Origin of the sequence: Nocardia huaxiensis (assembly GCF_013744875.1) — a bacterium.
GTDB lineage: Bacteria > Actinomycetota > Actinomycetes > Mycobacteriales > Mycobacteriaceae > Nocardia > Nocardia huaxiensis.
Genome location: NZ_CP059399.1, coordinates 5,314,881 through 5,338,892, shown reverse-complemented (window position 1 = coordinate 5,338,892; position 24,012 = coordinate 5,314,881). Strand labels below are relative to the sequence as shown.

Here is a 24,012-nt window from a genome sequence, read left to right as displayed (position 1 = left end):
CCAGGTCACTCACGGTGGTCCTCCCGTCGGATGCGCACGATGTGGCCCGGTGTGGTGCCCAGTTGCACCAGCACATCGGAGCCGGGGGAATTCATGGGCAGCCACACCACGCGGTCGGGCATCTCGGTGATGACCAGCGGCAGGGTGATGTGGCCGTGGTCGTTGCCGACGGTGACGGGATCGCCTGTGGTGGCGCCGATTTCGGCGGCGGTGGCCGGGGACAGGCGCACCACGGGGGTGCGGGCGGTGCCGGCGAGGTTGGGTTCGCCGTCCTGGCCGCGGCCGCGGTCGATGAGCATGCGCCAGGCCGAGAGCACCGCGGTGCCGGAGGCGGGTTGCGCGATAGGGTGCGGGCGGTGCTGGGGTGTCGGCACGGCCGGTCCGTCCCATACGCCGAGGTCGGCGAGTTCGGCGCGGGCGCTGGCGGCGTCCGGCAGGCCCAGGCGCACACCCATTTCGTGGGCGATGGCGTCGAGGACCCGGTATTCGGCCAGCGGTGCGGGTTCGCGGCGGACGGTGGAATCGCGCAGGGCGGCGTCGAATTGGCGGTGGCGGCCTTCCCAGGTGAGGAAGGTGCCGGTCTTCTCCATGGCGGAGGCGACGGGGAACACGACGTCGGCGCGGTCGCTGATGTCGCTGCGCCGCAGTTCCATCGAGACGACGAAGCTGGCGGCGTCGATGGCGGTGAGCGCGGCGTGCGGGTCGGGCAGGTCGCCGACTTCGACGCCGCCGACGAGGATGGCCCCGAGGGTGGGTGCGGCGGCGAGGATGGCGGCGGTGTCGCGGCCGGGTTCGGCGGGCAGTTCCTCGACACCCCAGGCGTCGCGAACCTGGTGGCGGGCAACGGAATCGGTGACGACGCGCCCACCGGGCAGCAACCCGGGCAGGGCGCCGGCCTCGAGCGCGCCGCGTTCCCCGGCCCGACGCGGCACCCAGGCCAGCGCTGCCCCGGTGTCGTCGGCCAGGCGTGCGGCGGCGGACAAACCACCGGGGATGCCGCCGAGCCGTTCACCCACGAGAATGATCGCGCCGGGCGAGCGCAGCAGGGCGTTGATGTCGGCGAGCCAGGCCGGATCCAGTGCGGCGGCATTGGTGTCGCCGGTGCGCAGGGCTTCGAGCACGTGCGGTTCGGCGCCGGGTGCGGTGGGCACCAGGGTGCCGTTCATTCGTTGCAGGCCGCGCGTCTCGTAGGGCGCGAGCGACAGAATCCCGATCCCGTTCTTGCGCGCGGCTTTACGCAGCCGCAGGTAGATGATCGGCGATTCCTCTTCGGCTTCGAATCCGGCAAGCAGCACGATGGGTGCGCGTTCCAGGGCCGCGTAGTCGACGGTGATGCCCTGTCCGGCGACGCGGGCGGCCAGGAAGTCGGCTTCCTCGGCCGAGTGATCACGCGCCCGGAAGTCGATATCGTTGGTGTCCAATGCGACTCGCGCGAACTTCGAGTAGGCGTAGGCGTCCTCGAGGGTGACGCGTCCGCCGACGAGCACACCGGCATTACCGCGTGCGGCGGCCAGCCCGCGGGCCGCGGCGGCGATGGCCTCGGACCAGGAGGCGGGCTGCAACTGCCCGTTCCAGCTGCGCACCAGCGGGGTGGTGAGCCGGTCGCGTTCGGTGGCGTAGGCGAAGGCGAATCGTCCCTTGTCGCAGTTCCATTCCTCGTTGACCTGCGGGTCGTCACCGGCGAGCCGGCGCATGACCTTCCCGCGCCGATGGTCGGTGCGCTGCGCGCATCCGGAGGCGCAGTGCTCGCACACGGCCGGGCTGGATACGAGATCGAATGGCCGCGCCCGGAATCGGTAGGTGCTGCCGGTGAGCGCGCCCACCGGGCAGATCTGCACGGTATTGCCGGAGAAGTACGAATCCAGGGGTTCCCCGGCCGCGATGCCGACCTGCTGGAGCGCGCCGCGATCCATCAACTCGATGAACGGGTCACCGGCGACCTGCTGGGAGAACCGGGTGCAGCGCGCGCACAGCACGCACCGTTCCCGGTCGAGCAGGATGGCCGAGGACAGCGGAATCGGTTTCGGGTAGGTGCGTTTCACCCCGTCGAAGCGGGATTCGGCGCGCCCGTTGGACATGGCCTGGTTCTGCAGCGGGCATTCCCCGCCCTTGTCGCAGACCGGGCAGTCCAGGGGGTGGTTGATGAGCAGCAGCTCCATCACGCCCTCTTGCGCCTTTTCGGCGGCGGGTGAGGTGAGCTGGGTGTTGACGACCATGCCGTCGGCGACGGTCATGGTGCAGGAGGCGACGGGTTTGCGCTGCCCCTCCACTTCGACCAGGCACTGTCTGCACGCGCCGACCGGGTCGAGCAGCGGATGGTCGCAGAAGCGCGGGATCTGGATGCCGATGAGTTCGGCGGCGCGGATGAGCAGGGTGCCCGGCGGCACCGAGACCGTGGTGCCGTCGATGGTGACGCTGACCAGCTCGGCCGGGGTGAGGCCGCCGCTGGTGCTGGAGCTGACTGTGCTGGTCATCGCTCTCCTTCAGCCCAGAGGGTGGATCGGGCCGGGTCGAACGGGCAGGCGCCGCCGGTGATGTGGTCGGCGTACTCGTCACGGAAGTACTTCAGGGAGGAGAAGATCGGGCTGGCCGCGCCGTCGCCGAGGGCGCAGAACGATTTGCCGTTGATGTTGTCGGCGATGTCGGCGAGTTTGTCGAGGTCGGTGAAGTGGCCCTGGCCGTTCTCGAGCCGCTCGAGCAGTTGGACGAGCCAGTAGGTGCCTTCGCGGCAGGGGGTGCATTTGCCGCAGGATTCGTGGGCGTAGAACTCGGTCCAGCGCAGCACGGCACGCACCACGCAGGTGGTGTCGTCGAAGATCTGCAAGGCCTTGGTGCCGAGCATGGATCCGGCGGCGGCGACGCCCTCGTAGTCGAGGGGGACGTCGAGGTGTTCGGCGGTGAAGATCGGGGTGGAGGAGCCGCCCGGCGTCCAGAACTTGAGGGTGTGGCCCGCGCGGACCCCGCCGGCGTGAGTCAGCAACTCCCGCAAGGTGATTCCCAACGGTGCCTCGTACTGGCCGGGTCGTGTCACGTGACCCGAGAGCGAGTACAGGGTGAAGCCCGGGGATTTCTCGGTGCCGAACCCGCGGAACCAGTCGACGCCGTTGACGATGATCGCCGGCACGGAGGCGATGGATTCCACATTGTTGACCACGGTCGGGCAGGCGTAGAGCCCGGCGACGGCGGGGAACGGCGGGCGCAGGCGCGGCTGGCCGCGCCGGCCTTCGAGGGAGTCGAGCAGTGCGGTTTCCTCACCGCAGATGTAGGCCCCGGCCCCGGCGTGCACGACCACGTCCAGGTTGTAACCGGAGCCTTGGATATTGCGGCCGAGATAGCCTGCGGCATACGCCTGTTCGACCGCGGCCTGCAGCCGCCGCAGCACCGGGACGACTTCACCGCGCACGTAGATGAACGCGTGTGAGGCGCGGATGGCGTAGGCGGCGATGATGACGCCCTCGAGGAGGGTGTGCGGGCTGGCCAGCATCAACGGAATGTCTTTGCAGGTGCCGGGTTCGGACTCGTCGGCGTTGACCACCAGGTAGTGCGGCTTGGTGATGCCGTCCGGGCCGGGGCCCTGCGGGATGAAGCCCCATTTCATGCCGGTGGGGAACCCCGCGCCGCCGCGCCCGCGCAGACCGGAGTCCTTGACGGTGGCGATGACCTCGTCCGGTTGCATGCGCAACGCTTTGGGCAGCGCCCGGTATCCGCCCTGGCCTTTGTAGGCGGCCAGGGTCCAGGAGTCCGGGTCGTCCCAGTGCTTGGACAGCACCGGGGTGAGGCCGGAGGGAGCGGGAAGGGTTTGCGTCACCGGTCGCCTCCGTTCGACTGTTCTTGCGCGGCATGCAATCCGGCAAGGGTTGCCGGTCCGGCCTGGCCGTCGGTGGCGCCGGGCCGTTGATCGGGGAATCCGGCGAGAATGCGGGCGGTCTCGCGGAAGGTGCACAGCGGAATGGCACTGCGTGAACCGGTCACCTGCTCGCCACGGCGCAGCGAATCCACCAGGGCCCTGGCGCTTTCGGGGGTCTGGTTGTCCAGGAATTCCCAGTTGACCATGACCACGGGCGCGAAATCGCAGGCGGCGTTGCATTCGATGTGCTCGAGGGTGATCGCGCCGTCGGCGGTGGTCTCCCCGTGCTTGATGCCCAGGTGCTCCTTCAATTCGGCGAAGATCTGGTCGCCGCCCATGACCGCGCACAGCGTGTTGGTGCACACCCCGACGTGGTAGTCACCGGTCGGGGTGCGCCGGTACATGGAGTAGAAGGTGGCCACGGCGGTCACCTCGGCGTCGGTCAATCCCAGCTGCTCGGCACAGAATTCGATACCGGTGCCCGACACATACCCCTCCACCGATTGCACCAGATGCAACAGGGGCAGCAGGGCCGAGCGCGAGTGCGGGTAGCGGCCGATGATGACCTTGGCTTCCTCTTGCAGCCGCTCGCGTACCTCGCTCGGGTACGGGATGGGTCGCACGGTCAGGTTGAGCAGGATCTCTGTCATCGGTCGACTCCACCCATCACCGGATCGATACTGGCCACCGCGGCGATGACGTCGGCGACCATGCCGCCCTCGCACATTGCCGCCACCGCTTGCAGATTCGTGAACGAGGGATCGCGGTAGTGCACGCGATACGGGCGGGTGCCGCCGTCGCTGATCATGTGCACGCCCAGTTCCCCGCGCGGGGATTCCACCGCCGTGTACACCTGGCCGGGCGGGACGCGCAGGCCCTCGGTGACGAGTTTGAAGTGGTGGATGAGCGCCTCCATGGAGGTGCCCATGATCTTGCCGATGTGCTTGGGGGAGTTGCCGAGTCCGTCGGGCCCCAGTTCCAGGTCGGCGGGCCAGGCGATCTTGCGGTCCTCCACCATGACCGGGCCGGGCCGCAGCCGGTCCAGGCACTGTTCGACGATCTTGAGCGATTCCTTCATCTCGTTCACGCGAATCAGGTAGCGCCCGTAGCAGTCGCAGCCGGTGTCGACCTGCACGTCGAACTCGTAGGTCTCGTAGCCGCAGTAGGGCTGGGCCTTGCGCAGGTCGTGCGGCAGACCGGTGGAGCGCAGCACGGGGCCGGTGATGCCGAGGGCCATGCAGCCGGTGAGGTCCAGGTACCCGACATTGCGGGTGCGGGCCTTCCAGATGGGGTTCTCGTTGAGCAGCAACTCCATGTCGCGCAGTCGTTTCGGCATGAGCGCCAGCAGATCCCGGATCTTGGGGATCGCGTCGTCGGGCAGATCCTGCGCCAGGCCGCCGGGGCGGATGTAGGCGTGGTTCATGCGCAGGCCGGTGATGTTCTCGAACACGTCGAGGATGAGTTCGCGTTCGCGGAAGCCGAACAGCATCGGGGTCAGCGCGCCCAACTCCATGCCGCCGGTGGCCAGGGCCACCAGGTGCGAGGAGATGCGGTTGAGTTCCATCAGCAGCACGCGAATCACGTTGACGCGCTCGGGAATCGCGTCGGTGATGTCGAGGAGCTTCTCCACGCCCAGGCAGTAGGCGGTCTCGTTGAAGAACGGCGAGAGATAGTCCATGCGCGTGACGAAGGTGGTGCCCTGCACCCAGGACCGGTATTCGAGATTCTTCTCGATGCCGGTGTGCAGGTAGCCGATGCCGCAGCGGGCTTCGGTGACGGTTTCGCCCTCGATCTCGAGAATCAGGCGCAGCACCCCGTGCGTGGAGGGGTGCTGCGGGCCCATGTTCACGACGATGCGTTCCTCGGCGGCCCCGTCCAGGGCGGCGGTGAGCTCGTCCCAGTCGCCGCCGGCCAGGGTGATCTCGCGCGGTGCGGCCTGTTCGGCGGCGCGAATGTCGGTGTCGTTCATTAGGAGTACGCCCTCCGCTCGTCGGGCGGCGGGATGCGCGCGCCCTTGTACTCGACCGGGATTCCGCCCAGCGGGTAGTCCTTGCGCTGGGGGTGGCCACGCCAGTCGTCGGGCATGGCGATCCGGGTCAGCGAGGGGTGACCGTCGAACAGGATGCCGAAGAAGTCGTAGGTTTCCCGCTCGTGCCAGTCCGTGGTCGGGTAGACCGCGTACAGCGAGGGGATGTGCGGATCGCTGTCGGGCGCAGCGACTTCCACCCGCAACCGGCGATTGTGGGTGATGGAGTTGAGGTGATACACCGCGTGCAGTTCGCGGTCCTTGTCCTCGGGGTAGTGCGCCCCGGACACGCCCAGGCACAGCTCGAACCGCAGGGCGGCGTTGTCGCGCAAGGTTTTCGCGACCGCGAGCAGGTGTTCGCGGTGCACGTGCAAGGTCAGCTCGCCGCGGAAGACCACGATCTTCTCGATGGCGTCGCGGAAGCGCACCCCGAGCGCGGCGTGCAGGTCGGCGACCAGGTCGTCGAAGTAGCCGCCGTAGGGCGGGGGCGTGCCGCCGGGCAGGGCGACGGTGCGCACCAGCCGGCCGTAGCCGGAGGTGTCGCCGGTGCCGGAGACCCCGAACATGCCGGTGCGCACGCCGATCACTTCGTCGGCGGGCGCGGCGGGGGGCGTGGCTTGGTCTGTCGGCACGGATTCGACTGTGTGCGTCTGGTTTTCCGACGCTTTCGGGTCGATGGGCTGGTTCGATTCACCGTGGGGTTTCACGGCATCCTCCGGGGGACTTTCGGTACGGCTCGGTGCGTCGAAGGTCATCGCAGCAGCCCCTTCAGCTGAATGGTGGGGGTGCTGGCGAGCGCGGCGGCCTCGGCGGCGGCGATGGCTTCGGCGCGGTTGACGCCGAGCGGGGATTCCTGAATCTTCTCGTGCAGCTTCAGGATCGCGTTCAACAGCATCTCCGGCCGCGGCGGGCAGCCGGGCAGGTAGATGTCGACCGGGACCACGTGGTCGACGCCCTGCACGATGGCGTAGTTGTTGAACATGCCGCCCGAGGAGGCGCACACGCCCATGGCGAGCACCCATTTCGGTTCGGTCATCTGGTCGTAGACCTGGCGCAGTACCGGGGCCATCTTCTGGCTGACCCGGCCCGCCACGATCATCAGATCGGCCTGGCGCGGGGAGGCGCGGAACGCCTCCATGCCGAAGCGGGCGATGTCGAATCGCCCGCCGCCGGTGGCCATCATCTCGATCGCGCAGCACGCGAGGCCGAACGTGGCCGGCCACAGCGAACTCTTGCGCAGATAGCCGGCCAATCCTTCTACCGTGCTCAGCAGGAACCCGCTGGGCAGTTTCTCTTCGAGACCCATGTCGGACTACATCTCCTGTGCGGCTGGACCCCGCGAGCGCGGGGTGACAGATTTCGAATTCCCCCTGGCGCCAATCAATCCCAGCTGAGCCCGCCGCGTTTCCACTCGTAGGCGTAGGCGACCGAGACGTTGAAGATGAACAGCGCCATGGCGGCCAGCCCGAACACACCCAGGGCGTCGAAGTGCACGGCCCACGGGTAGAGGAACACGATCTCGATGTCGAAGATGATGAACAACATGGCGGTGAGGTAGTACTTCACCGGAAAGCGTTGTCCGGCAGCATTTCCCGGTCCGCCCGCAATGGCGTGCGGGGTGGGTTCGATACCGCATTCGTAGGCTTCGAGCTTGGCCCGGTTGTAGCGTTTGGGACCGACGAGGGCCGCCAAAATGATGGAGAAGACCCCGAACCCGGCGGCTACCGCACCGAGGACGAGGGTTGGCACCTCGATATTCACAACAGCACTACCCCTCCTGCGAGCTGGACGACGCACTACGGACGGCAGCTGCCCCGGGCGTGGGAGACCCTCGTCGTCCGCGAGGCATGGGCTGCGCGTGCGGGGCTACGACGATGTCAGCGATGCGTTTTCATGATGCATCTCCCGTGCCCGGTGTGAGCTACGGCACAGACTACAACTCAGCCGAGAAGATACAGGACGTTTCGCGGACGCGTTTGATCGAATTCGGAACGGTCTTTTATGACCGAAAAGACGTAATCACGAATTGTCGTGCGCGCAGCGAACGCCCTGGTGAACGGGTGCTCGAAAGATCAGGCGGCGGAACGATTCCGGAGCACCCCGAGCACGGCATCGGTGAGCCGGATCGGATCGATGGGATGAGAGACCGCGGCCTCGGCACGCGACCAGTTCGCCAGCCACGCATCATCGGGACGGCCGGTGAGCACGACAATCGGTGGGCAGTCCGAGATTTCGTCCTTGAGCTGCTTGGCCAACCCCAGCCCGCCGGTGGGCGCGGACTCACCATCGAGGATCAGCAGATCCCACTGCCGGTCGTCCACCTGCTCCACCACGATCGGCCCCGTCGCCACCTCGACATACTCGATCGGCGGCAACTCCGGGTGCGGCCGCCTGCCCAGGGCCAGCATCACCTGGCTCCGGGTATCGGCATCATTGCTGTACACGAGCACCCGCACCGCGGCGGGACGTTTCGCATCGGCCACGCCCCGCATGGTACGTCCTCCCTATGACTCCAGGTGGCAGCTTCGCGTGATCGCATGGTCGCGCCGCGGATTCGCCTGCCGCCCAACACCTCGACGGCCAGCGCCACACCGGCCCCGGCGGGTACCATCCGGCAAATGCGGGCAGTGCACGCAGACCGGCGCGGCCGAACGGGGGGCGATGCACATGCCCAAGCATGAGCCGGGAACGTCCGCGATCGAGGCGGCCCACGCCTCCGATCCCCGGGCGGGCGCGGCGAATCGAATCCGCGGTCGCCACGCCAGGGCCGCGACCCGCGCGACGATCCGCGGGCCCCGAGGGCGGAAAGGACTGGGGGAGAGCGCATGAGGGGGCGGGTGGAGGTGGTGCCCGGCGAGCATCCGGTCGCGTGCGTGGACGGAGTGGTCGTGGTGGTCGCGCACCGGGAGGCCGGTCCGGTGACCGCGGCCTCACGGGCGGTGTCGGTGCTCGACACCCTGGAGGAGTTGGTGCGCGAATCCTCCTCCCGCGAAACCCGGCGCACCGGGCGCACATTCGCCCGCCTGGCCACCACCTGGCTGATGGGTCGCGAGGACGAGGAATCGGTCGAATTCGGTGTCCTCACCCCCGGCACCCGCGCCATGGCGATCTTCCTGCACGGCGGCATCACCGCCGTCCTCGACGGCACCGACCACCGCGAAATCCTGCACGGCCGCAACGCCGGCTTCAGCATCGACCGCGTCGTCTTTCCCGCCCCCGACCGCGCCGCCGCCCTGTTCATCGACGACACCACACCCCGCACCACCCTGCCCGAACCCGGCGTGTGGTCGCTGCACTCCGGCCGCATGCCCGGCAGCGGCGCGGTCCTGTGGCTGCCCGGCAAGATCGAATTCCCGTCCAGCCCGCACCAATCCAGCACGACGCGCACACCCGCAGTAACTGCAATCCCCGCCGCGCGCTCGGCTCCCGAAACACCGCATTCCACCGCACCGTCGGCGTCCGCGCCGCCGAACACCCCTGCGCCCGACGCACAGTCGGCACCCGGGAGTCCGAACAGACCGAATCGTGGTGCCCCCGCAGCGGAGCGGACCGGCGCGTCGACGCCCGCGCAATTCGTGCCGCAGCAGCGCGGCGGAGATCCCATGCCGCGACCGCCCACCGCAACACCGGAGACCGCCGCGCGACCTGCCGTTACCGTGCGCGGATTCCTGTGCGCGCGAGGGCATCTCAATGACCCGCGAGTGCACACTTGCACCGGATGCGGAATTCCTGTCGACCATTCGAACACTGCGGCGCGGTCAGGTGTCCGGCCGCCGCTGGGGCGGCTGCTGCTCGACGACGGCACCGCGTACCCCCTTGATGCCGACCTCGTGATCGGCCGCGAACCGCACCGCTCCGAACAGGTGCGCCGTGGCGCGACCGCCGTGCGCATCGACGACGCCTCCGCCGGAATGTCGCGCGTGCACACCGAAATCCGGCTCGTCGACTGGGATGTGACCGTCCTCGATCGCGGCTCCGCCAACGGCACGCACCTGCGCCCGCCAGGGCATGCGGACTGGACGCGCGCGGTCCCCGGCCATCCCGCCACACTCGCACCCGGGACTCAGATCCTCGTCGGCGGCCGCATCTTCACCTTCGAAGCCCCGCACCCCCGGGGCTGACACCACCCCGAGCTTGTGAGTGGCACACACCGACAGCCCGCCCGGTCGTCGCAGCCACGTGCCCGGCGCGCACTAGCGTGGAGGACACCTGCGGACGAACAAAGGAGCGGCGATGGCTGCCGAAAGCGTGGATGTCGTAGTTGTCGGGATGGGTCCGGGCGGGGAGGACGCCGCGACCCGGCTCGCGCAGGCCGGCCTGTCGGTGATCGGGGTGGACGGGCGGCTACTGGGCGGCGAATGCCCGTACTACGCCTGCGTTCCCACCAAAGCGATGGTGCGCGCGGCCGGGGTGGTCGCCGAAGCACGCCGGGTACACGAGCTGGCCGGGTCGGCCACGGTCACCCCGGACTGGACGATCGTCGCCGCACGCATCCGCGACGAGATCACCGACAACTGGAACGACAGCGCCGCAGTGGAACGCTTCGAGAAGGCGGGCGGACAGTTCGTGCGCGGCTGGGGCACGATCACCGCCCCCGGTGAAGTCACCGTGCGCACCGACAGCGGCGAGCGCGTCTTCCATCCCGCCCGCGCCATCGTGCTCAATCCCGGTACCGCCCCGGCGGTACCGCCGCTGCCCGGCCTCGAGGGCACCCCGTTCTGGACCAACCGGGACGCGGTCGCCGTCACCGAGGTGCCCGCATCGCTGATCGTGCTCGGCGGCGGCCCCGTCGGCGTCGAATTCGCGCAGATCTATGCCCGCTTCGGCGCACAGGTCACCGTGCTCGGCGGCCGCCGCCTGCTGCCCAACGACGAACCCGAAGCCGCCGAACTGCTCACGAAAGTCTTCACCAGCGAAGGCATTTCCGTGCGCACCGGCGCCCACGCGACAACCGTCGACCACGACGGCGCCACCTTCACCGTCCACCTCGACAACGGCGAGCAGGTGCGCGCCACCCGCCTGCTGGTGGCCACCGGCCGCCGCACCGACCTGGCAGCCCTCGGCATCGGCGTCCTCGGCCTGGACGAGTCCGCGAAATCCATCCCCGTTGACGACCGATTGCGCGCCGCCGACAAGGTCTGGGCGCTCGGCGACATCACCGGCCGCGGCGCCTTCACCCACACCTCCATGTACCAGGCGCGCATCGCGGTCGCCGACATCCTCAACCAGCACACCACCGGCGCCGAATACCACGCCATGCCGCATGTCACCTTCACCGATCCCGAAGTCGGCGCGGTCGGCCTCACCGAAGCCCAAGCCCGCGAACAGGGACTGACCATCCGCACCGGCCTGGCTCAGCTGCCCGACTCCACCCGCGGCTGGCTGCACAAAGCCGGCAACCAGGGCCTGATCAAACTCGTCGAGGACACCGACCGCGGCGTCCTGGTCGGCGCCACCTCCGTCGGTCCCGACGGCGGCGAAGTCCTGTCCGCCCTCGTGGTCGCCGTACACGCCGAAGTCCCCACCAGCACCCTGCGAGACATGATCTACGCCTACCCGACATTCCACCGCGCCATCGAATCCGCCCTCGACGCTCTCGGTCCGGTTTAGACATCCACTGCCGAATCGTTGCTGTTCACCCGCTCGGAAAACCGCCATCCTGATAGACATCGATGGTCCGAGCGGTTGGGCGGTGGACAGATGCGTATCTCGGAAATCCTGCGTCGCAAAGGAAACGACGTCGTCACCATTGCACCCGATGCAACAGTGCGCGACCTGCTACGACTGCTCTCCATCCAAAACGTCGGCGCGGTCATCGTTTCCCCCGACAACACCCTCATAGCCGGCATAGTCTCCGAACGAGACATAGTCCGCCGCCTCCACACCGAAGGCGCCGACCTCCTCGACCGCCCCGTCTCGGCCATCATGACCGCCGCGGTCCACACCTGCTCACCCTCCGACCAGGTAGCCACCCTCAACCACACCATGACCGAACACCGCATCCGCCACCTCCCCGTCCTCGACAACGGCCGCATGATCGGCATAGTCAGCATCGGCGACGTAGTCAAAAGCCAAATCTCCGAACTGGAAACCGAACGCGAACACCTCGTCCGCTACCTCCACGGGTGAATCCCGGCGTCAGGGCATCAACTCCGACGTGAGACACGCGCCATCCGTCCCGAGATCGACAGTGCCGTACGTCGGATCCACGGTGAACGCTCCGCGCTCGAGATACCCGACCAGCACCCCCAGGAACTCATCGACCGATCCCGCGATCACCCCACGCCAGTCGTCATCCGCGCCGTAATTGATGACCTGCCCAGGCACGCCCGCAGGTTCCGGCGCGAAATCCACCGCGAACCCATTACCACCCCAATCAGCGGTGAACGACACCCACCCCGGATGCCAATAGTGCGCCTTCACCCGTGTGGGGGAGACACTTTCAATGACGTCGTGGTACTCCTCGTCCGGATCGTCACTCTCCTCGATGATCGAATTCCACAGCCGCCGCTCGTCGATCATCTCCTCGACACTCAACAGCCGATGACCGAAGAAGTCACCGTCACGACCGGTTCCATTGCACACGCTGTAGATCGGCAGCAGCTGCACGGGGAACGGTTCACCAAACGCCGTGCGAAAGACCTCGAAATCGGCGGCAGTAGCCGGGGACTGGAAGTGCGCCCGCTTACCGGGGGAGTGCTGCTCGTAGAACGCGAGGATACGACCCATCGTCATCACCACAGTCTCGCAGCGCCGACCGACATTGGCCGCACACCGATACGCATCGAACAGCGAGCCGGGGTGGGGGAGCGGCGGGGTTCACGCCGCCACCCTGGCTCGCCGTCGACGGTCACGGTCGAATGGTGACCGCACTCGCACATAGCCTTCGGCCACAGCCGTCACATGTGGTCGAAGACCTTCGGGTCCCAGTTCGCGGTGGGGAGTTCGACGACGATGCCGTCACCGGCACGGATGAGCTCACCACCGATCTCGATGTCGGCCAGCGCGACACGACGCACCCCGGAATGCACGATGCTCATGTAGCGCAGCAACTCGTCGATCTCATTGCCGAGCACCTTCGGCTCCACCGCGTCACGAACCAACGCCAGCTTGTCGGGCTCCTGCAGCAGGGCCGCCACCGACAGACAGATCATGCTCGCGGTCGTCTCGTGCCCAGCGACCAGCATGCCCAGACCCTGCAGCGCCGCCTCCCACACCTCCAGCTCACCGGCCCGGACATGCTCGGCCAGATCCGACAGCGCATCCTCACCGGGCGCCTCGAGCTTCGCGGCGACCAGCTCGTTCAAGAACCCCAGCAGCAGCACCATCGACTGCTGCTTCTCCTCCGGAGTGGAGGTGAGACTGAACCCGACCTCGGTGTGCTCCTGGAAGAACCGATGCTTGTCGTAGGGGACACCCAGCATTTCGCAAATCACCGTCGAAGGCACCGGCAACGCGAACGCCTCGGCCAGATCAGCGGAATTCCCCGCCGCGAGCATCACATCGAGGTGTTGATCCACATGCTGCTGAATCATCGGCCGCAAAATATCGAGCCGCTTGGGCGTGAACGGCTTGGCCAGCATCCGCCGATACCGGGCATGCTCGGACCCATCGGTATTGAACATGGAACGCGGACCATCGGCGAGCATCTTCATGCCCTCGTGAATATGCGGAAAACCCGGATCACGATAGTCCACACTGACCCGCGCATCCGCGAACAGCTCCCGCGCCACCGCATAGTCGGCACCAAGCCACTCTGAAGACGGACCGATCCGCGGGAAATATTCGTTCAAGACGCGACACCGGCACAGCGCCGACAGTGAAAGCCCTGCCCCCACAAGGGCACACCACTAAAGGAGACCACGCATGCGGATACTCATCTCCGGCGCCAGCATCGCCGGGCCGGTACTGGCATATTGGCTCACCAGGTACGGCTTCACCGTCACCGTCGTGGAACGCGCACCGGCGCTACGCAAAACCGGCGGGCACGCGGTCGACCTGTATCGGCCGGCCACGGATATCTCGGCCAGCATGGGAACCCTCGAGCGGATCGAGCAGCACGCCACCGACACCACCCGGCTGACATTGCACCGCGAAGGCGCGCGGCGGCCGGTTCGAGTGGACCTGGCCAAGATCTTCGGCGCCCAGACCGACCGGCACATCGAGATCATGCGCGACGACCTCAGCGAAATCTATTACGAAGCAACCCGTCCCGATGTCGAATACCTCTTCGGCGATTCGATCACCGCCATGTCGGCCGACGGAGACGTCGACTTCGAGCACAACCAGCCCCGCCGCTTCGACCTCATCATCGGAGCAGACGGCCTGCACTCCACGGTGCGCCGCCTCGTCTTCGGCCCGGAATCCGAGTACACCACCCACATCGGCGCCCACCTCGCCGTCGCCACCCTGTGCAGCCAAGACCCACTACATCCGACTTGAAGTACCCGCGTGGCGCAAGCCAACCGACTGCTCGCGGTTCCTCCTGCGGGCCGCAGTCGTGTTCATGCGCCCTACTACCAACCGCGCCAGGCTCTACGATTCGATGGCAGTCTGCCAGATTCCCCCCAACGACATCGATACCGTCACTGTGACGTTAGCGCGGCGGATTTTGGAAAAGCCCAGCACCAGGGGAGGGGAGTGCTGGGCTGATCGGTGTTCCAACTGCGCAATCGAAGCAAGCGCTAGTCATCGTTCTGGGCAGCGTAGAGTTTGAGATAGTCAACAGCCGCAAGCAGCCGCCCTGGATCGTCTCCGAATTTTCCCAAACCAAAGTTGCACGACGGGCAAAGTAGACCGCGGACTTCGCCCGTTGAGTGATCATGATCGACAGCCAAGGGCATTTTCGACAGGGGCTGCCCGTCCTTTCGGGGCCTACCTCCAACCTTGGCTGTGTTGATATCGGACTCATGGATGCCACAGATTGCACAGCGATAGCCCTGGAGGTGACGTAATTCGTCGTAATGCTCAGGGGTGATTCGGTATTTCGACCAAAGATTTGCCCGGCGCGCTATCTCTGGTCCCTGTCGTGCTCGCCGTGCACGTTGATAGCAGGCGTAGCAGAGTGGTGCGCGTGGACCTGGCTGCGCCATAAGGGATCTGGGCTTCCACTCACCACAACCTTTCGTTGGCGAACACAGCAGGAGTTCGCTAGGCGTCGGCTCCGTCATGGCGAGGAGTATGCCAGGGGGCACCGACATTTTTGACGTCTTCAGGTTTACATAGTGTGGATTATCGGCATTCTTACGGTGTGCACCGGAGCGGCCGAAGGTTTTGTGCGACAACCGATTTCCATGCTTTGCGCAGTTTTCGGTACGACCCACTGTTGAGCCCCTCTGCCGCGGGCGGCGTCGGTGCGGCGTGCGGGCCGTTGGTGTGATGTGACGAATTGATCGGCGCTCCAGAATGTTTCGCCACAGCACCTCGGATTCGATGGAAATCTTCCAGTTCCACGCGGTGGCCCGATCGGGGCTGGAATCGGGTCGAACCACTTTCGCGTGCCGCTCCCCTGGCCGGGTTCCCCACAGTTGATACGTCACAGTGACGTATTGGGGTGGTCTCCGTGGATGGACTCGCTATAGGGTTGTGGCGCAGTGGAACTCGAAACTACGACCAGGACGGCGGATCCGGAATGGCGATAGCGCGACTGGGTGCCATCTCGCTCGACAGTGACGATCCGGCCGGGCTCGGCGATTTCTATCATCGGTTGCTCGAGCTCGAGATCGTGTACAAGTCCGACGATGCGGTGGTTCTGCGGGGAAAGAGCCTGTATCTGACTATCGAACGGATCCAGGATCATCGGCCGCCGGTGTGGCCGGAGGGTATTGTGCCCAAGCAGATGCATCTCGATCTGTTTGTGAATGATCTGAATGAATCCGAGGCGGCGGCGCTGGCGCTCGGTGCGCGGAAGCCGGAGTATCAACCGTCGCCGGACCGGTGGCGGGTGTTGCTCGATCCGTCGGGGCATCCGTTCTGCCTGACGTTGCCGATGGACCCTGGCGTGAGCGGTTGAGGTCACCCCTCCCCCTGCCCCACTCCCCTTCTCCCCCACCATATTCCGTCACAGTGACGAATCGTGGTGGGGTGCAAGTTCATCCGTGATTCGCCCGGTAGACGCGTGCGGCGCCGGGATGCAGTGGAACGCTGCCTGTGGCGATCAAGGAACGGGCGTCGAGGAACTGGGTGCCCGCGGCTTCGGCGGGTACGAGCGAGTCGGCGTGGCGGAGCAGGACTTCGGTGAGAGCGGCGGTGGCGTCCTCGGCGAGCGCGGGTGCCGCGACCAGCAGGTTGGCGACACCGATGGTGTTGATGGCGGGACTGCCCGGATAGGTGCCGGCCGGGATGGTGACGGGGTCGTAGAGGTGGCCGAAGCGGTTGCGCATCGGGGTGGTGAGGCCGGCCAGGTCGAGGAGGCGGATACCGGGTGGGGCGAGGGCCGGGGTGGGGACGCCGCCCGCCCACAGCAGCGCGTCGATGGTTCCGGTGGTGAGGGCGGTGACCGCTTCGGCGAGGGACAGGTGGGTGATGGTGAGCGTGGCAGGGTCGAGATCGGCTGCGCGGAGCAGTTTTTCGCCGGTGCGGGCGGCGCCGGAGCCGGCGGAGCCGAGGTTGACGCGGGCGCCGCGCAGGTCGGCGACCGCGTGGATGGGGCTGTCGGTGGCGACGGCGAGTTGCAGGTAGTTCTCGTAGACGCGGCCGATGGCCAGGGGCGGGTCGGGGTGGTCTTCGAGGGAGTCGGCGAGGATCAGTGCGGTGTCGGCGTCGCCGCGGGCGAGCAGGGCGAGGTTGTCGAGGGATCCGGTGGTGGTGAGGGGTTCGATGTGGACGGTGGTGGCGGTGCGGGCCAGTTGTTGGGCGAAGGCGTGGTAGAAGCCGCCCTTCTCCCCCGCCGCCAGGCGGATCGTGCGTGGGGTGCCGGGGCTGCCGCAGGCGCTGAGCAGGGGTGCTGTGGCCGCGAGGGTTGCTGTGCGGGTGAGGAATTGGCGCCGTGACCACGACCTGCTGCGTCGCGTGGCATTGCCGGGTGTCGGGTTCATCGCGGTACCGCCGCGGGTAGGCGGATGGTGACGGTCAGTCCGTGTGGTTCGACGGCGGTGAGGGTGAGGTGGCCGTGGCGGGCGCTGGTGAGTGCGGCGGCGATGGGTAGTCCGAGTCCGGAGCCGCCGATGCCGTCGGCGGAGCTGCCGCGGTAGAAGCGGGTGGTGAGGCGGTCGAGTTCGTCGGCGGGGACGCCGGTGCCGTTGTCGGTGACGGTGAGGCTGACCCATCCCGGTGTGGTGGTGACGGCGAGCCGGGTGGTGGCGCCGGGTCCGGCGTAGCGGCACGAATTGCTCAGGGCCACATCGAGAATCTGGGCGAGGACTGCGGCGGAGACGGCGGTGTCGGCGGGGTCCTCGGGTGCGGGTTGGTGCTGCAGTGTCATGCCGGCGTCGTCGTAGGCGCTGCGCCAGGCGTCGATGCGGTCGTCGGCGATCTGTGTCGCGTCGCAGGTGTCGGGTGTGGTGAGGTCGCGGCCTTCGGCGACGGCGAGGGTGAGCAGTCCGTCGAGCAGTCCGGTGAGGCGTTCGACTTCGCGGGTGGCGCCGTGGAAGGTGCCGGCGGCGTTGGCGGGGATGGCGGGTTCGAGGGAGTCGAGTCGGATGGTCAAGGCGGCGAGGGGGTTTCGCATGGCGTGGGCGGTGTCGTCGATGAGGCGGCGTTGGGCGGCGGCGGAGTCGCGGACGGCGGCGGCCATGGTGTCGACGGATTCGGCGACGGCGCGCAGTTCGGGTGGTCCGCCGTGGCGGCGGGTCATGGTGGCGGGGGTGTGCGGGCTGGGCAGGCTGGCGGTGAGTTCGGAGACGGCGGTGGACAGTCCGGCCAGGGGGCGCAGGACCCAGCGGGCGAGCAGGAGCGCGAGCGCGGTGCAGGCGGCCATGGCGGCGAGTGCGCCGACAGCGACGACGGTCCATAGTCGGGTGATGTCGGTGCGGGCGGCGGTGGTGGAGGCGGCGATGAGTACGGCGCCGTCGACGTGGACGTCGCTGCCGATGGGCCGGGCGATGAGCACCGTGGATTGTCCCCAGGGCGTGAGGCGTTCGGGGGTGGCGGGGCGTTGGTTGCGGCGGGCGGCGCTGACGGCGGCGGTGATGGCCGGGTCGGTGAGGTCGACGCCGGCGTTCACGACGGGTTCGCCGCGGGCGTCCACGACGAGGACGGCTTCCCCGTAGAGCTCGTGGTAGCGGTCGATTTCGCGGATGAGGGCGCGGCGGTCGTCGAGGGCGGTGGCGGTGGCGGCGAGGGCGGCGAAGCGGTCGGCGTCTCCGGTGCGGCCGCTGATGAGTTGCTGGGTGCGGCTGGTGGCCGCGGTCAGGCACAGTGGTAGCGCGAAGGCCAGGACGGCGAGGGTGGCGAAGGCGGTGAGTGCGGCCAGGAGTCGGCGGCGCATTCAGTCGCCCCAGCGGTAGCCGTAGCCGCGGATGGTGGTGATGAGTCCGGGGCGGTCGAGTTTGGCGCGCAGTCCGGTCATGTGGACGTCGAGGGTGCGGGAGACGGCGAGGAAGGCGTCGCCCCAGATGCGGTCCATGAGTTGTTGTCGGCTCACGGCGGCGCCGGGTCGTTCGGTGAGGGCTTCGACGAGGTCGAATTCTTTGGTGGTGAGCGGTATTTCGGTGCCGGCGACGGTGACGGTGCGGCGTTCGAGGTCGACGCGTACGTCACCGGTGTGCACGATTCGTGCGGCCGGGGCGGTGGTGATGGCGGCGCGGCGGGTGACATTGTCGAGGCGGGCGAGCAGTTCGGCGATGCGGGGTGGTTTGATCACGTAGTCGTCGGCGCCGCTGCGTAGGCCGCGCACGATGGAGCGTTCGTCGCTGCGGGCGGTGAGGATGACGACGGGGATGGTGGTGACTTCGCGTAGTTGCCGTAGCACGGTGAGTCCGTCGGTGTCGGGTAGTCCGAGGTCGAGGACGATGGCGTCGTAGTCGCGGTGTGTGGTGAGGACTTCGCTGCCGCGGCGCATGCGGTCGCTGTGGTGTCCGCGGGCGGCGAAGGCTTCCACGAGTGCGTCCCCGACTCCGTCGTCGTCTTCGACTACCGCCAACCGCATGGTTTCCGATTCTTTCGTGTGCTGTGTGTGCTGGTGCCCGGGCAGCGTACCGCCCGGGCGTCGGCGCTTGTCCCCCGCTGGTCAGCGGGCCGTGACCGGTACGGGGTCGGATGTGCTCGGCTGGGTGTCGGCGTCGATGGTGGACGAGCGGGAGGTTTCGCGCATGAACGCGTAGGTGAGCAGTGAGATCAGGATGCAGGCCGACACGTACCAGAAGTACAGCGATTCGTGTCCGGCTTTCTTGAGGGCGAGGGCGATCATTTCGGCGGTGCCGCCGAAGATGGCGACGGTCAGTGCGTAGGGCAGTCCGACGCCGAGTGCGCGGATGCGGGTGGGGAACAGTTCGGCTTTCACGATGGCGTTGATCGAGGTGTAGCCGGTGATGATGACGAGTGCGCCGAGCATGAGCGCGAACGCGGTCACCGGGTTGGTGGTTGCGCCGAGTACGGTCATCAGCGGCACGGTCGCGAGGGTGCCGGTGATTCCGAAGAACAGCAGCAGCTTGCGCCGTCCGACTCGATCCGAGAGTGCTCCGGCGATCGGTTGCAGTACCACGAACACCAGCAGTGCCAGGAAGTTGATCCACGCGACGGTCGACTTGCTGATCCCCGCGGTATTGACCATGTATTTCTGCATGTAGGTGGTGTAGGTGTAGAACGCGACCGTCCCGCCGAGGGTCAAACCCACGACGAGCAGGCATTCACGCGGATACTGCAGCAGCACCCGCAGCGAGCCGCGCGACGATTTCGCTTGCGTCCCAGCGGCTTCGGCTTGGAACGAGGCCGATTCCTCCATTCCGCGCCGCAGCAGCATGACCACGATCGCTCCGGCGGCCCCGATGAGGAACGGTATCCGCCAGCCCCACGAGTACATTTGCTCGGAGCTGAGGAACTGCAGCAGCACGATCTGCACGCCGAGTGCGGTGAGCTGTCCGGCCACCAGTGTCACGTATTGGAAGCTGGAGTAGAACCCGCGTTTGCCCGCCGAGGCGACTTCGGACAGATAGGTTGCGCTGGTGGCGTATTCGCCGCCCACCGACAGTCCTTGCAGCAGTCGCGCAAGCAGCAGGGTCACCGGTGCCGCCAGCCCGAGTGTGGCGTATCCGGGTGTGACCGCGATCAGCAGCGACCCGGCGGCCATCACGCTCACCGACAGTGTCAGCGCCGCTCGCCGCCCGAACCGGTCCGCGTACCGTCCCAGCGCCCACCCGCCGAGTGGCCGCATGAGGAACCCGACAGCGAATACGGCTGCGGTGGAAAGCAATTGTGCGGTCGGATCCCCGTCGGGAAAGAACGCTTTGGCGAAGTACACACTGAACGCGGCATAGACATACCAGTCGTACCATTCGACAAGGTTGCCGATCGAGCCGCGCAGCACGTTGGCAACCACCCGCCGCTCGCCCGTGCCCTGGGTTCTCATCACGTCGCTTCTCCTTCCGCGGACGCCGCTTCGCGCCCGTGCGCCACCTACTGTGGCCCGTGACACAGACTCGTAGAACCCTCCTTGCGATTTCCTAACGTTCGCTTAGGACTGTCGCGTTCGAGCCGCAGCCGCGCCCGTGGGACAACCTGTGTGCCTGGAAATGTGCGAGAAACGGCCACGGGTGGGTGAGCTGGGATCTACCGTCTGAGAAAGCCTGTGGCGAGTGGATCGAGAGTTGTGATGAGTGAAGCGAATACGTCGTGTGCCGCGTTCCAGGCGATCGCCGGGGTGGATCCGGGGGCGGTGGCGGTGCGGTCGGTGGGTGGGGCGCAGGCGTTGACGTGGGGTGAGTATGCGCGGCAGGTGCGGGCGGTGGCGGGGGGTTTGGCGGCGTTGGGGGTGGGCCGCGGTGACACGGTGGCGTTGATGATGGCCAATCGGGTGGAGTTCTATCCGCTCGAGGTGGGGGCGCAGCACTGTGGGGCGACGTCGTTTTCGGTGTACAACACGCTCTCGGCCGAGCAGTTGGAGTATGTGTTCACCAATGCGGGCAATCGGGTGGTGATCTGCGAGGCGCAGTATGTGGATCGGATTCGGGCTTCGGGGGTGCCGATGAAGACGATCGTGTGCGTGGATCGGCCGGTGCCGGGGACGTTGAGTGTGGCGCAGTTGATGTCGTTGGCGCGCAGCGATTTCGATTTCAAGGCGACATGGCGGGCGGTGGGCGAGGACGACATCGTGACGCTGTGCTACACCTCGGGCACGACGGGCAATCCGAAGGGGGTGGAGATCTCGCATGCGAATCTGGCGTTCGAATGCCGGGCGTACGCGTCAGTGATGCCGGTGCGGTTCGGGGATCGCATCACCTCGTATCTGCCGACCGCGCATATGGCCGATCGGGTGACTTCGCTGTATCTGCACGAGTTCTATGGCACGCAGATCACGGTGGTGCCCGATCGCACGCAGTTGCCGGCGGCGCTGGCCGACGTGCATCCCACGATCTGGGGTGCGGTGCCGCGGGTGTGGGAGAAACTCAAAGCGGCGGTGGAGTTCTCGGTGGCCAATGAGCCGGATGCGGCGCGGCGTGCGGCGTTGACGTGGGCGTTGGAGGTGGCGGGGCGCAAGGCGGCGGCGCAGCTGGCGGGCACGACGCTGGATGAGGCGCAGGCCGCGGAGTGGGCCAAGGCCGATGAGCTGGTGTTGTCGAAGTTGCGCGCCAAACTCGGGTTGGATCAGCTGAAGTGGGCGTTGTCGGGGGCGGCGCCGATTCCAGCGGAGACGCTCGGCTTCTTCTTCGGGCTCGGGATTCCGATCTCGGAGGTGTGGGGCATGTCGGAGCTGACGTGTGTGGCCAGTGTCGCCCCGCCGCAGGAAGCGAGGCTGGGCACGGTGGGGAAACTGTTGCCGGGCTTGGAGTCTCGTATCGCCGAGGACGGGGAGTTCCTGGTGCGCGGGCCGCTGGTGATGCGCGACTATCGCAAGGAGCCGGGCAAGACCGCCGAGGCGCTCGATGCCGAGGGCTGGCTGCATACCGGTGACATCATCACCGAGGACGCGGACGGTTATCTGCGGGTGGTGGACCGCAAGAAGGAGTTGATCATCAATTCCGGGGGCAAGAACATGTCGCCGGCCAATATCGAGAACACCATCAAGGCGGCGACGCCGTTGATCGGGTCGCTGGCCACCATCGGGGATCGGCGCGCCTACAACACCGCGCTCATCGTGCTCGATGCCGAATCGGCGGGACCCTATGCGGCACAGCATGGTTTGGCTGATGCGTCGGCGCAGGCGCTGGCGGCCGATCCGGGCGTGGTGGCCGAGATCGCGCGGGGTGTGGCGGCGGGGAACACACGGCTGTCGCGAGTCGAGCAGATCAAGCGCTTCACGATTCTGCCCACGTTCTGGGAGCCGGGCGGGGATGAGATCACGTTGACGATGAAGTTGCGGCGCAATCCGATCGCCGACAAGTACGCCGACGAGATCGAGCGCATGTACTCCCCCGAGCTCGCCGAGGGCGTGCACGAACCGGCCGCTGTCGACGCGCCCGCGTAGGGAGCCGTCGGTTCGGACGGCTTCTTCGGCGCAGCCGGTGACATACCAGCGCATCTCGCGTGCGGCGGGCTCCGGGCCGCCGCACGCGGGTGGCCTACGCCACTCTTCATAACAGAGCACATGCTCTGTTATGGTTCGACTGTGCCCCGCCCCCGCATTCACGACCTCGACGCGGTCCTCGACGCCGCCGAGGCCCTCGCGGTGGAATCCGGGGCCGCCGCGGTGACCATTCGCGCGGTCGCCACGGCCACCGGCATGTCCAACGGCGCGCTCTACCACAGCTTCCACTCCCGCTCGGAGTTGCTGGCGCGCACCTGGATTCGCGCCGCGCAACGATTCCTGGACCTGCAGGCCGAACTCGTCGACGCCAGCGCCGGCGACGGGATCGAGGCCGTGGTCGCCGCCGCCGAAGCCCCGGTCGCGTTCGCGCGCCGCTTCCCGGCGTCGACGAAACTGATGTTCCTGGGCCGCCGCGACGAACTGCTGGGCACCGACCTGCCCGCCGGTCTCACCGCCGATCTCGCCGCCACCGACCGGCGACTGATCGGCATGCTCAAACGGCTGTCGCTGGCCCTGTGGGATCGCAAGGACGCCGCCGCCCTCGACACCCTCACCACCTGTGTCGTGGACCTGCCGACCGCGATCCTGCTGGATCGCGACCGGCTCACCAACCCCACCGCCCGCGCACACCTGCGCGCCGCCGTGCGCGCCGTGCTCGAGGTCGGACCCCCACCGCAGTAATCACCGATGAAGGGACACCGCATGTCCGCCACCCTCACCTACCGCGACAAGATCGCCGTCCTGGACCTGGGCGACACCGAGAACCGTTTCACCCCCGATTCACTCGCCGAGATCACCGAACTCCTCGACACGGTGATCGCCGACGGCGCGCACGCCCTCGTCACCACCGCCTCGGGCAAGTTCTACTCCAACGGCCTGGACCTGGATTGGCTCTCGGCCCACGGTGACCGCGCCGAATGGTATGTGGCACAGGTGCAGTCGCTGCTGGCGCGCCTGCTCACCTTCCCCATGCCGACCGCCGCCGCCATGCCCGGTCACGCCTTCGGCGCCGGCGCCATGCTGGCCATCGGCCACGACGTGCGGGTCATGCGTGAGGACCGCGGCTACTTCTGCTTCCCCGAAGCCGATATCCGCATCCCGTTCACCAAGGGCATGGCCGCCATCATCCAGGCCAAGCTCACCCCGAAGGCCGCGGTCGCCTCGATGACCACCGGCCGCCGCTTCGGCGGCCCCGACGCCCTGGCCTACGACATCGTCGACGCCGTCGCCGCCGAATCGGCCGTCACCGACACCGCGGTGGGCCTGCTGGCCGGTCTGGGCCCCAAGGATCCCGGCACCATCGGCGCGATCAAGAACGTCATGTACGCCGACGCGGTCAGCGCACTGACCCTGCCCACGGTCTGACACCGAATCCGGGTGCGGCCGAACCCTTTACCAGTCGCGGCCGATGGCAGGTTCGAAGATCGTTGCCACCTTCAGGGCGTCGGTACAGGAGTCGGCGCCACTGTGGAGCAGGCCGATCTTCACCGTGCCCGCCTGCGTGCAGGGATTGTGTAC

At 67.4% G+C, this 24,012-nt stretch carries 22 protein-coding genes and 1 pseudogene; 8 read left to right on the top strand and 15 right to left on the bottom strand.

The window, feature by feature from the left end; all coding sequences use genetic code 11:
• Positions 1–5: 5 nt before the first annotated feature.
• The 8 genes from H0264_RS24000 to H0264_RS23965 all read right to left on the bottom strand — a co-directional run bounded on the left by H0264_RS24000 (position 6) and on the right by H0264_RS23965 (position 8,365).
• Complete coding sequence (locus H0264_RS24000) at positions 6–2,474, bottom strand: NADH-quinone oxidoreductase subunit G (RefSeq protein ID WP_181579631.1); 2,469 nt, start codon at positions 2,472–2,474, stop codon at positions 6–8.
• Positions 2,471–3,808: an NADH-quinone oxidoreductase subunit NuoF gene (nuoF, locus tag H0264_RS23995; RefSeq protein ID WP_181579630.1), complete on the bottom strand. Its 1,338-nt coding sequence runs from the start codon at positions 3,806–3,808 to the stop codon at positions 2,471–2,473. The genes H0264_RS24000 and nuoF overlap by 4 nt, the downstream gene beginning before the upstream one ends.
• The gene (nuoE, locus tag H0264_RS23990; RefSeq protein WP_181579629.1) at positions 3,805–4,497 is read right to left on the bottom strand and encodes an NADH-quinone oxidoreductase subunit NuoE; all 693 of its coding nucleotides are present in this window, start codon (positions 4,495–4,497) and stop codon (positions 3,805–3,807) included. Before nuoE ends, nuoF begins: the two co-directional genes overlap by 4 nt.
• The gene (gene nuoD, locus H0264_RS23985; RefSeq protein WP_181579628.1) at positions 4,494–5,816 is read right to left on the bottom strand and encodes an NADH dehydrogenase (quinone) subunit D; all 1,323 of its coding nucleotides are present in this window, start codon (positions 5,814–5,816) and stop codon (positions 4,494–4,496) included. Before nuoD ends, nuoE begins: the two co-directional genes overlap by 4 nt.
• Positions 5,816–6,628 carry an NADH-quinone oxidoreductase subunit C gene (locus tag H0264_RS23980; RefSeq protein ID WP_181579627.1) on the bottom strand — a complete coding sequence of 271 codons (813 nt, stop codon included), beginning with the start codon at positions 6,626–6,628 and terminating at the stop codon, positions 5,816–5,818. Before H0264_RS23980 ends, nuoD begins: the two co-directional genes overlap by 1 nt.
• Positions 6,625–7,179, bottom strand: coding sequence for a NuoB/complex I 20 kDa subunit family protein (locus H0264_RS23975; protein WP_181579626.1), 555 nt, complete (start codon positions 7,177–7,179; stop codon positions 6,625–6,627). The genes H0264_RS23980 and H0264_RS23975 overlap by 4 nt, the downstream gene beginning before the upstream one ends.
• Before the next feature lie 74 nt (positions 7,180–7,253).
• On the bottom strand, positions 7,254–7,634 hold the full coding sequence (locus H0264_RS23970) for an NADH-quinone oxidoreductase subunit A (RefSeq protein WP_181579625.1): 381 nt from the start codon (positions 7,632–7,634) through the stop codon (positions 7,254–7,256).
• Between the two features lie 311 nt (positions 7,635–7,945).
• Positions 7,946–8,365, bottom strand: a complete 420-nt coding sequence (locus tag H0264_RS23965) for an Rv3143 family two-component system response regulator (RefSeq protein WP_181579624.1) — start codon at positions 8,363–8,365, stop codon at positions 7,946–7,948.
• 333 nt (positions 8,366–8,698) lie between these two features.
• Between H0264_RS23965 and H0264_RS23960 the strand changes: the two genes are divergently transcribed.
• The 3 genes from H0264_RS23960 (at position 8,699) to H0264_RS23950 (ending at position 12,002) form a co-directional block, all read left to right on the top strand.
• Entirely contained in the window at positions 8,699–9,994 is a 1,296-nt protein-coding gene (locus tag H0264_RS23960) for an FHA domain-containing protein (RefSeq protein WP_181579623.1), read from the top strand.
• 112 nt (positions 9,995–10,106) lie between these two features.
• Positions 10,107–11,483 (top strand): dihydrolipoyl dehydrogenase family protein, encoded by a 1,377-nt coding sequence (locus H0264_RS23955; RefSeq protein ID WP_181579622.1) that lies wholly within the window; start codon positions 10,107–10,109, stop codon positions 11,481–11,483.
• Between the two features lie 90 nt (positions 11,484–11,573).
• Entirely contained in the window at positions 11,574–12,002 is a 429-nt protein-coding gene (locus H0264_RS23950) for a CBS domain-containing protein (protein ID WP_181579621.1), read from the top strand.
• Between the two features lie 9 nt (positions 12,003–12,011).
• On the opposite strand, the gene H0264_RS23945 is transcribed toward H0264_RS23950, so the two are convergent.
• Together H0264_RS23945 and H0264_RS23940 are read right to left on the bottom strand one after the other, a co-directional pair.
• The gene (locus H0264_RS23945; protein WP_181579620.1) at positions 12,012–12,608 is read right to left on the bottom strand and encodes an SMI1/KNR4 family protein; all 597 of its coding nucleotides are present in this window, start codon (positions 12,606–12,608) and stop codon (positions 12,012–12,014) included.
• A gap of 164 nt (positions 12,609–12,772) precedes the next feature.
• Positions 12,773–13,606 carry a cytochrome P450 gene (locus H0264_RS23940; RefSeq protein WP_181579619.1) on the bottom strand — a complete coding sequence of 278 codons (834 nt, stop codon included), beginning with the start codon at positions 13,604–13,606 and terminating at the stop codon, positions 12,773–12,775.
• A gap of 133 nt (positions 13,607–13,739) precedes the next feature.
• Between H0264_RS23940 and H0264_RS23935 the strand changes: the two are divergent.
• Positions 13,740–14,282 (top strand): annotated as a pseudogene (locus H0264_RS23935) (FAD-dependent monooxygenase); the annotation flags it as partial.
• Positions 14,283–14,557: 275 nt separating this feature from the next.
• On the opposite strand, the gene H0264_RS39360 reads toward H0264_RS23935, so the two are convergent.
• On the bottom strand, positions 14,558–14,965 hold the full coding sequence (locus H0264_RS39360; protein WP_420832105.1) for an endonuclease VII domain-containing protein: 408 nt from the start codon (positions 14,963–14,965) through the stop codon (positions 14,558–14,560).
• Between the two features lie 539 nt (positions 14,966–15,504).
• Here H0264_RS39360 and H0264_RS23925 point away from each other — a divergent pair.
• Positions 15,505–15,885 (top strand): VOC family protein, encoded by a 381-nt coding sequence (locus H0264_RS23925; RefSeq protein ID WP_181579616.1) that lies wholly within the window; start codon positions 15,505–15,507, stop codon positions 15,883–15,885.
• A 79-nt stretch (positions 15,886–15,964) separates the two neighbouring features.
• On the opposite strand, the gene H0264_RS23920 is transcribed toward H0264_RS23925, so the two are convergent.
• The 4 genes from H0264_RS23920 to H0264_RS23905 form a co-directional block, all read right to left on the bottom strand.
• A complete protein-coding gene (locus H0264_RS23920; RefSeq protein WP_181579615.1) occupies positions 15,965–16,909 on the bottom strand; it encodes a TAXI family TRAP transporter solute-binding subunit in 945 nt (314 codons plus the stop codon).
• Positions 16,906–18,300 (bottom strand): sensor histidine kinase, encoded by a 1,395-nt coding sequence (locus tag H0264_RS39065; RefSeq protein WP_181579614.1) that lies wholly within the window; start codon positions 18,298–18,300, stop codon positions 16,906–16,908. The genes H0264_RS23920 and H0264_RS39065 overlap by 4 nt, the downstream gene beginning before the upstream one ends.
• Positions 18,301–18,960, bottom strand: a complete 660-nt coding sequence (locus H0264_RS23910) for a response regulator transcription factor (RefSeq protein ID WP_181579613.1) — start codon at positions 18,958–18,960, stop codon at positions 18,301–18,303.
• An 81-nt stretch (positions 18,961–19,041) separates the two neighbouring features.
• The gene (locus H0264_RS23905; protein ID WP_181585787.1) at positions 19,042–20,379 is read right to left on the bottom strand and encodes an MFS transporter; all 1,338 of its coding nucleotides are present in this window, start codon (positions 20,377–20,379) and stop codon (positions 19,042–19,044) included.
• Between the two features lie 243 nt (positions 20,380–20,622).
• Between H0264_RS23905 and fadD11 the strand changes: the two genes are divergently transcribed.
• The 3 genes from fadD11 (at position 20,623) to H0264_RS23890 (ending at position 23,859) form a co-directional block, all read left to right on the top strand.
• The gene (fadD11, locus tag H0264_RS23900; RefSeq protein WP_181579612.1) at positions 20,623–22,434 is read left to right on the top strand and encodes a fatty acid--CoA ligase FadD11; all 1,812 of its coding nucleotides are present in this window, start codon (positions 20,623–20,625) and stop codon (positions 22,432–22,434) included.
• Positions 22,435–22,575: 141 nt separating this feature from the next.
• The gene (locus tag H0264_RS23895; RefSeq protein ID WP_181579611.1) at positions 22,576–23,175 is read left to right on the top strand and encodes a TetR family transcriptional regulator; all 600 of its coding nucleotides are present in this window, start codon (positions 22,576–22,578) and stop codon (positions 23,173–23,175) included.
• 21 nt (positions 23,176–23,196) lie between these two features.
• Positions 23,197–23,859 carry an enoyl-CoA hydratase-related protein gene (locus tag H0264_RS23890; protein WP_181579610.1) on the top strand — a complete coding sequence of 221 codons (663 nt, stop codon included), beginning with the start codon at positions 23,197–23,199 and terminating at the stop codon, positions 23,857–23,859.
• Positions 23,860–24,012: the final 153 nt, after the last annotated feature.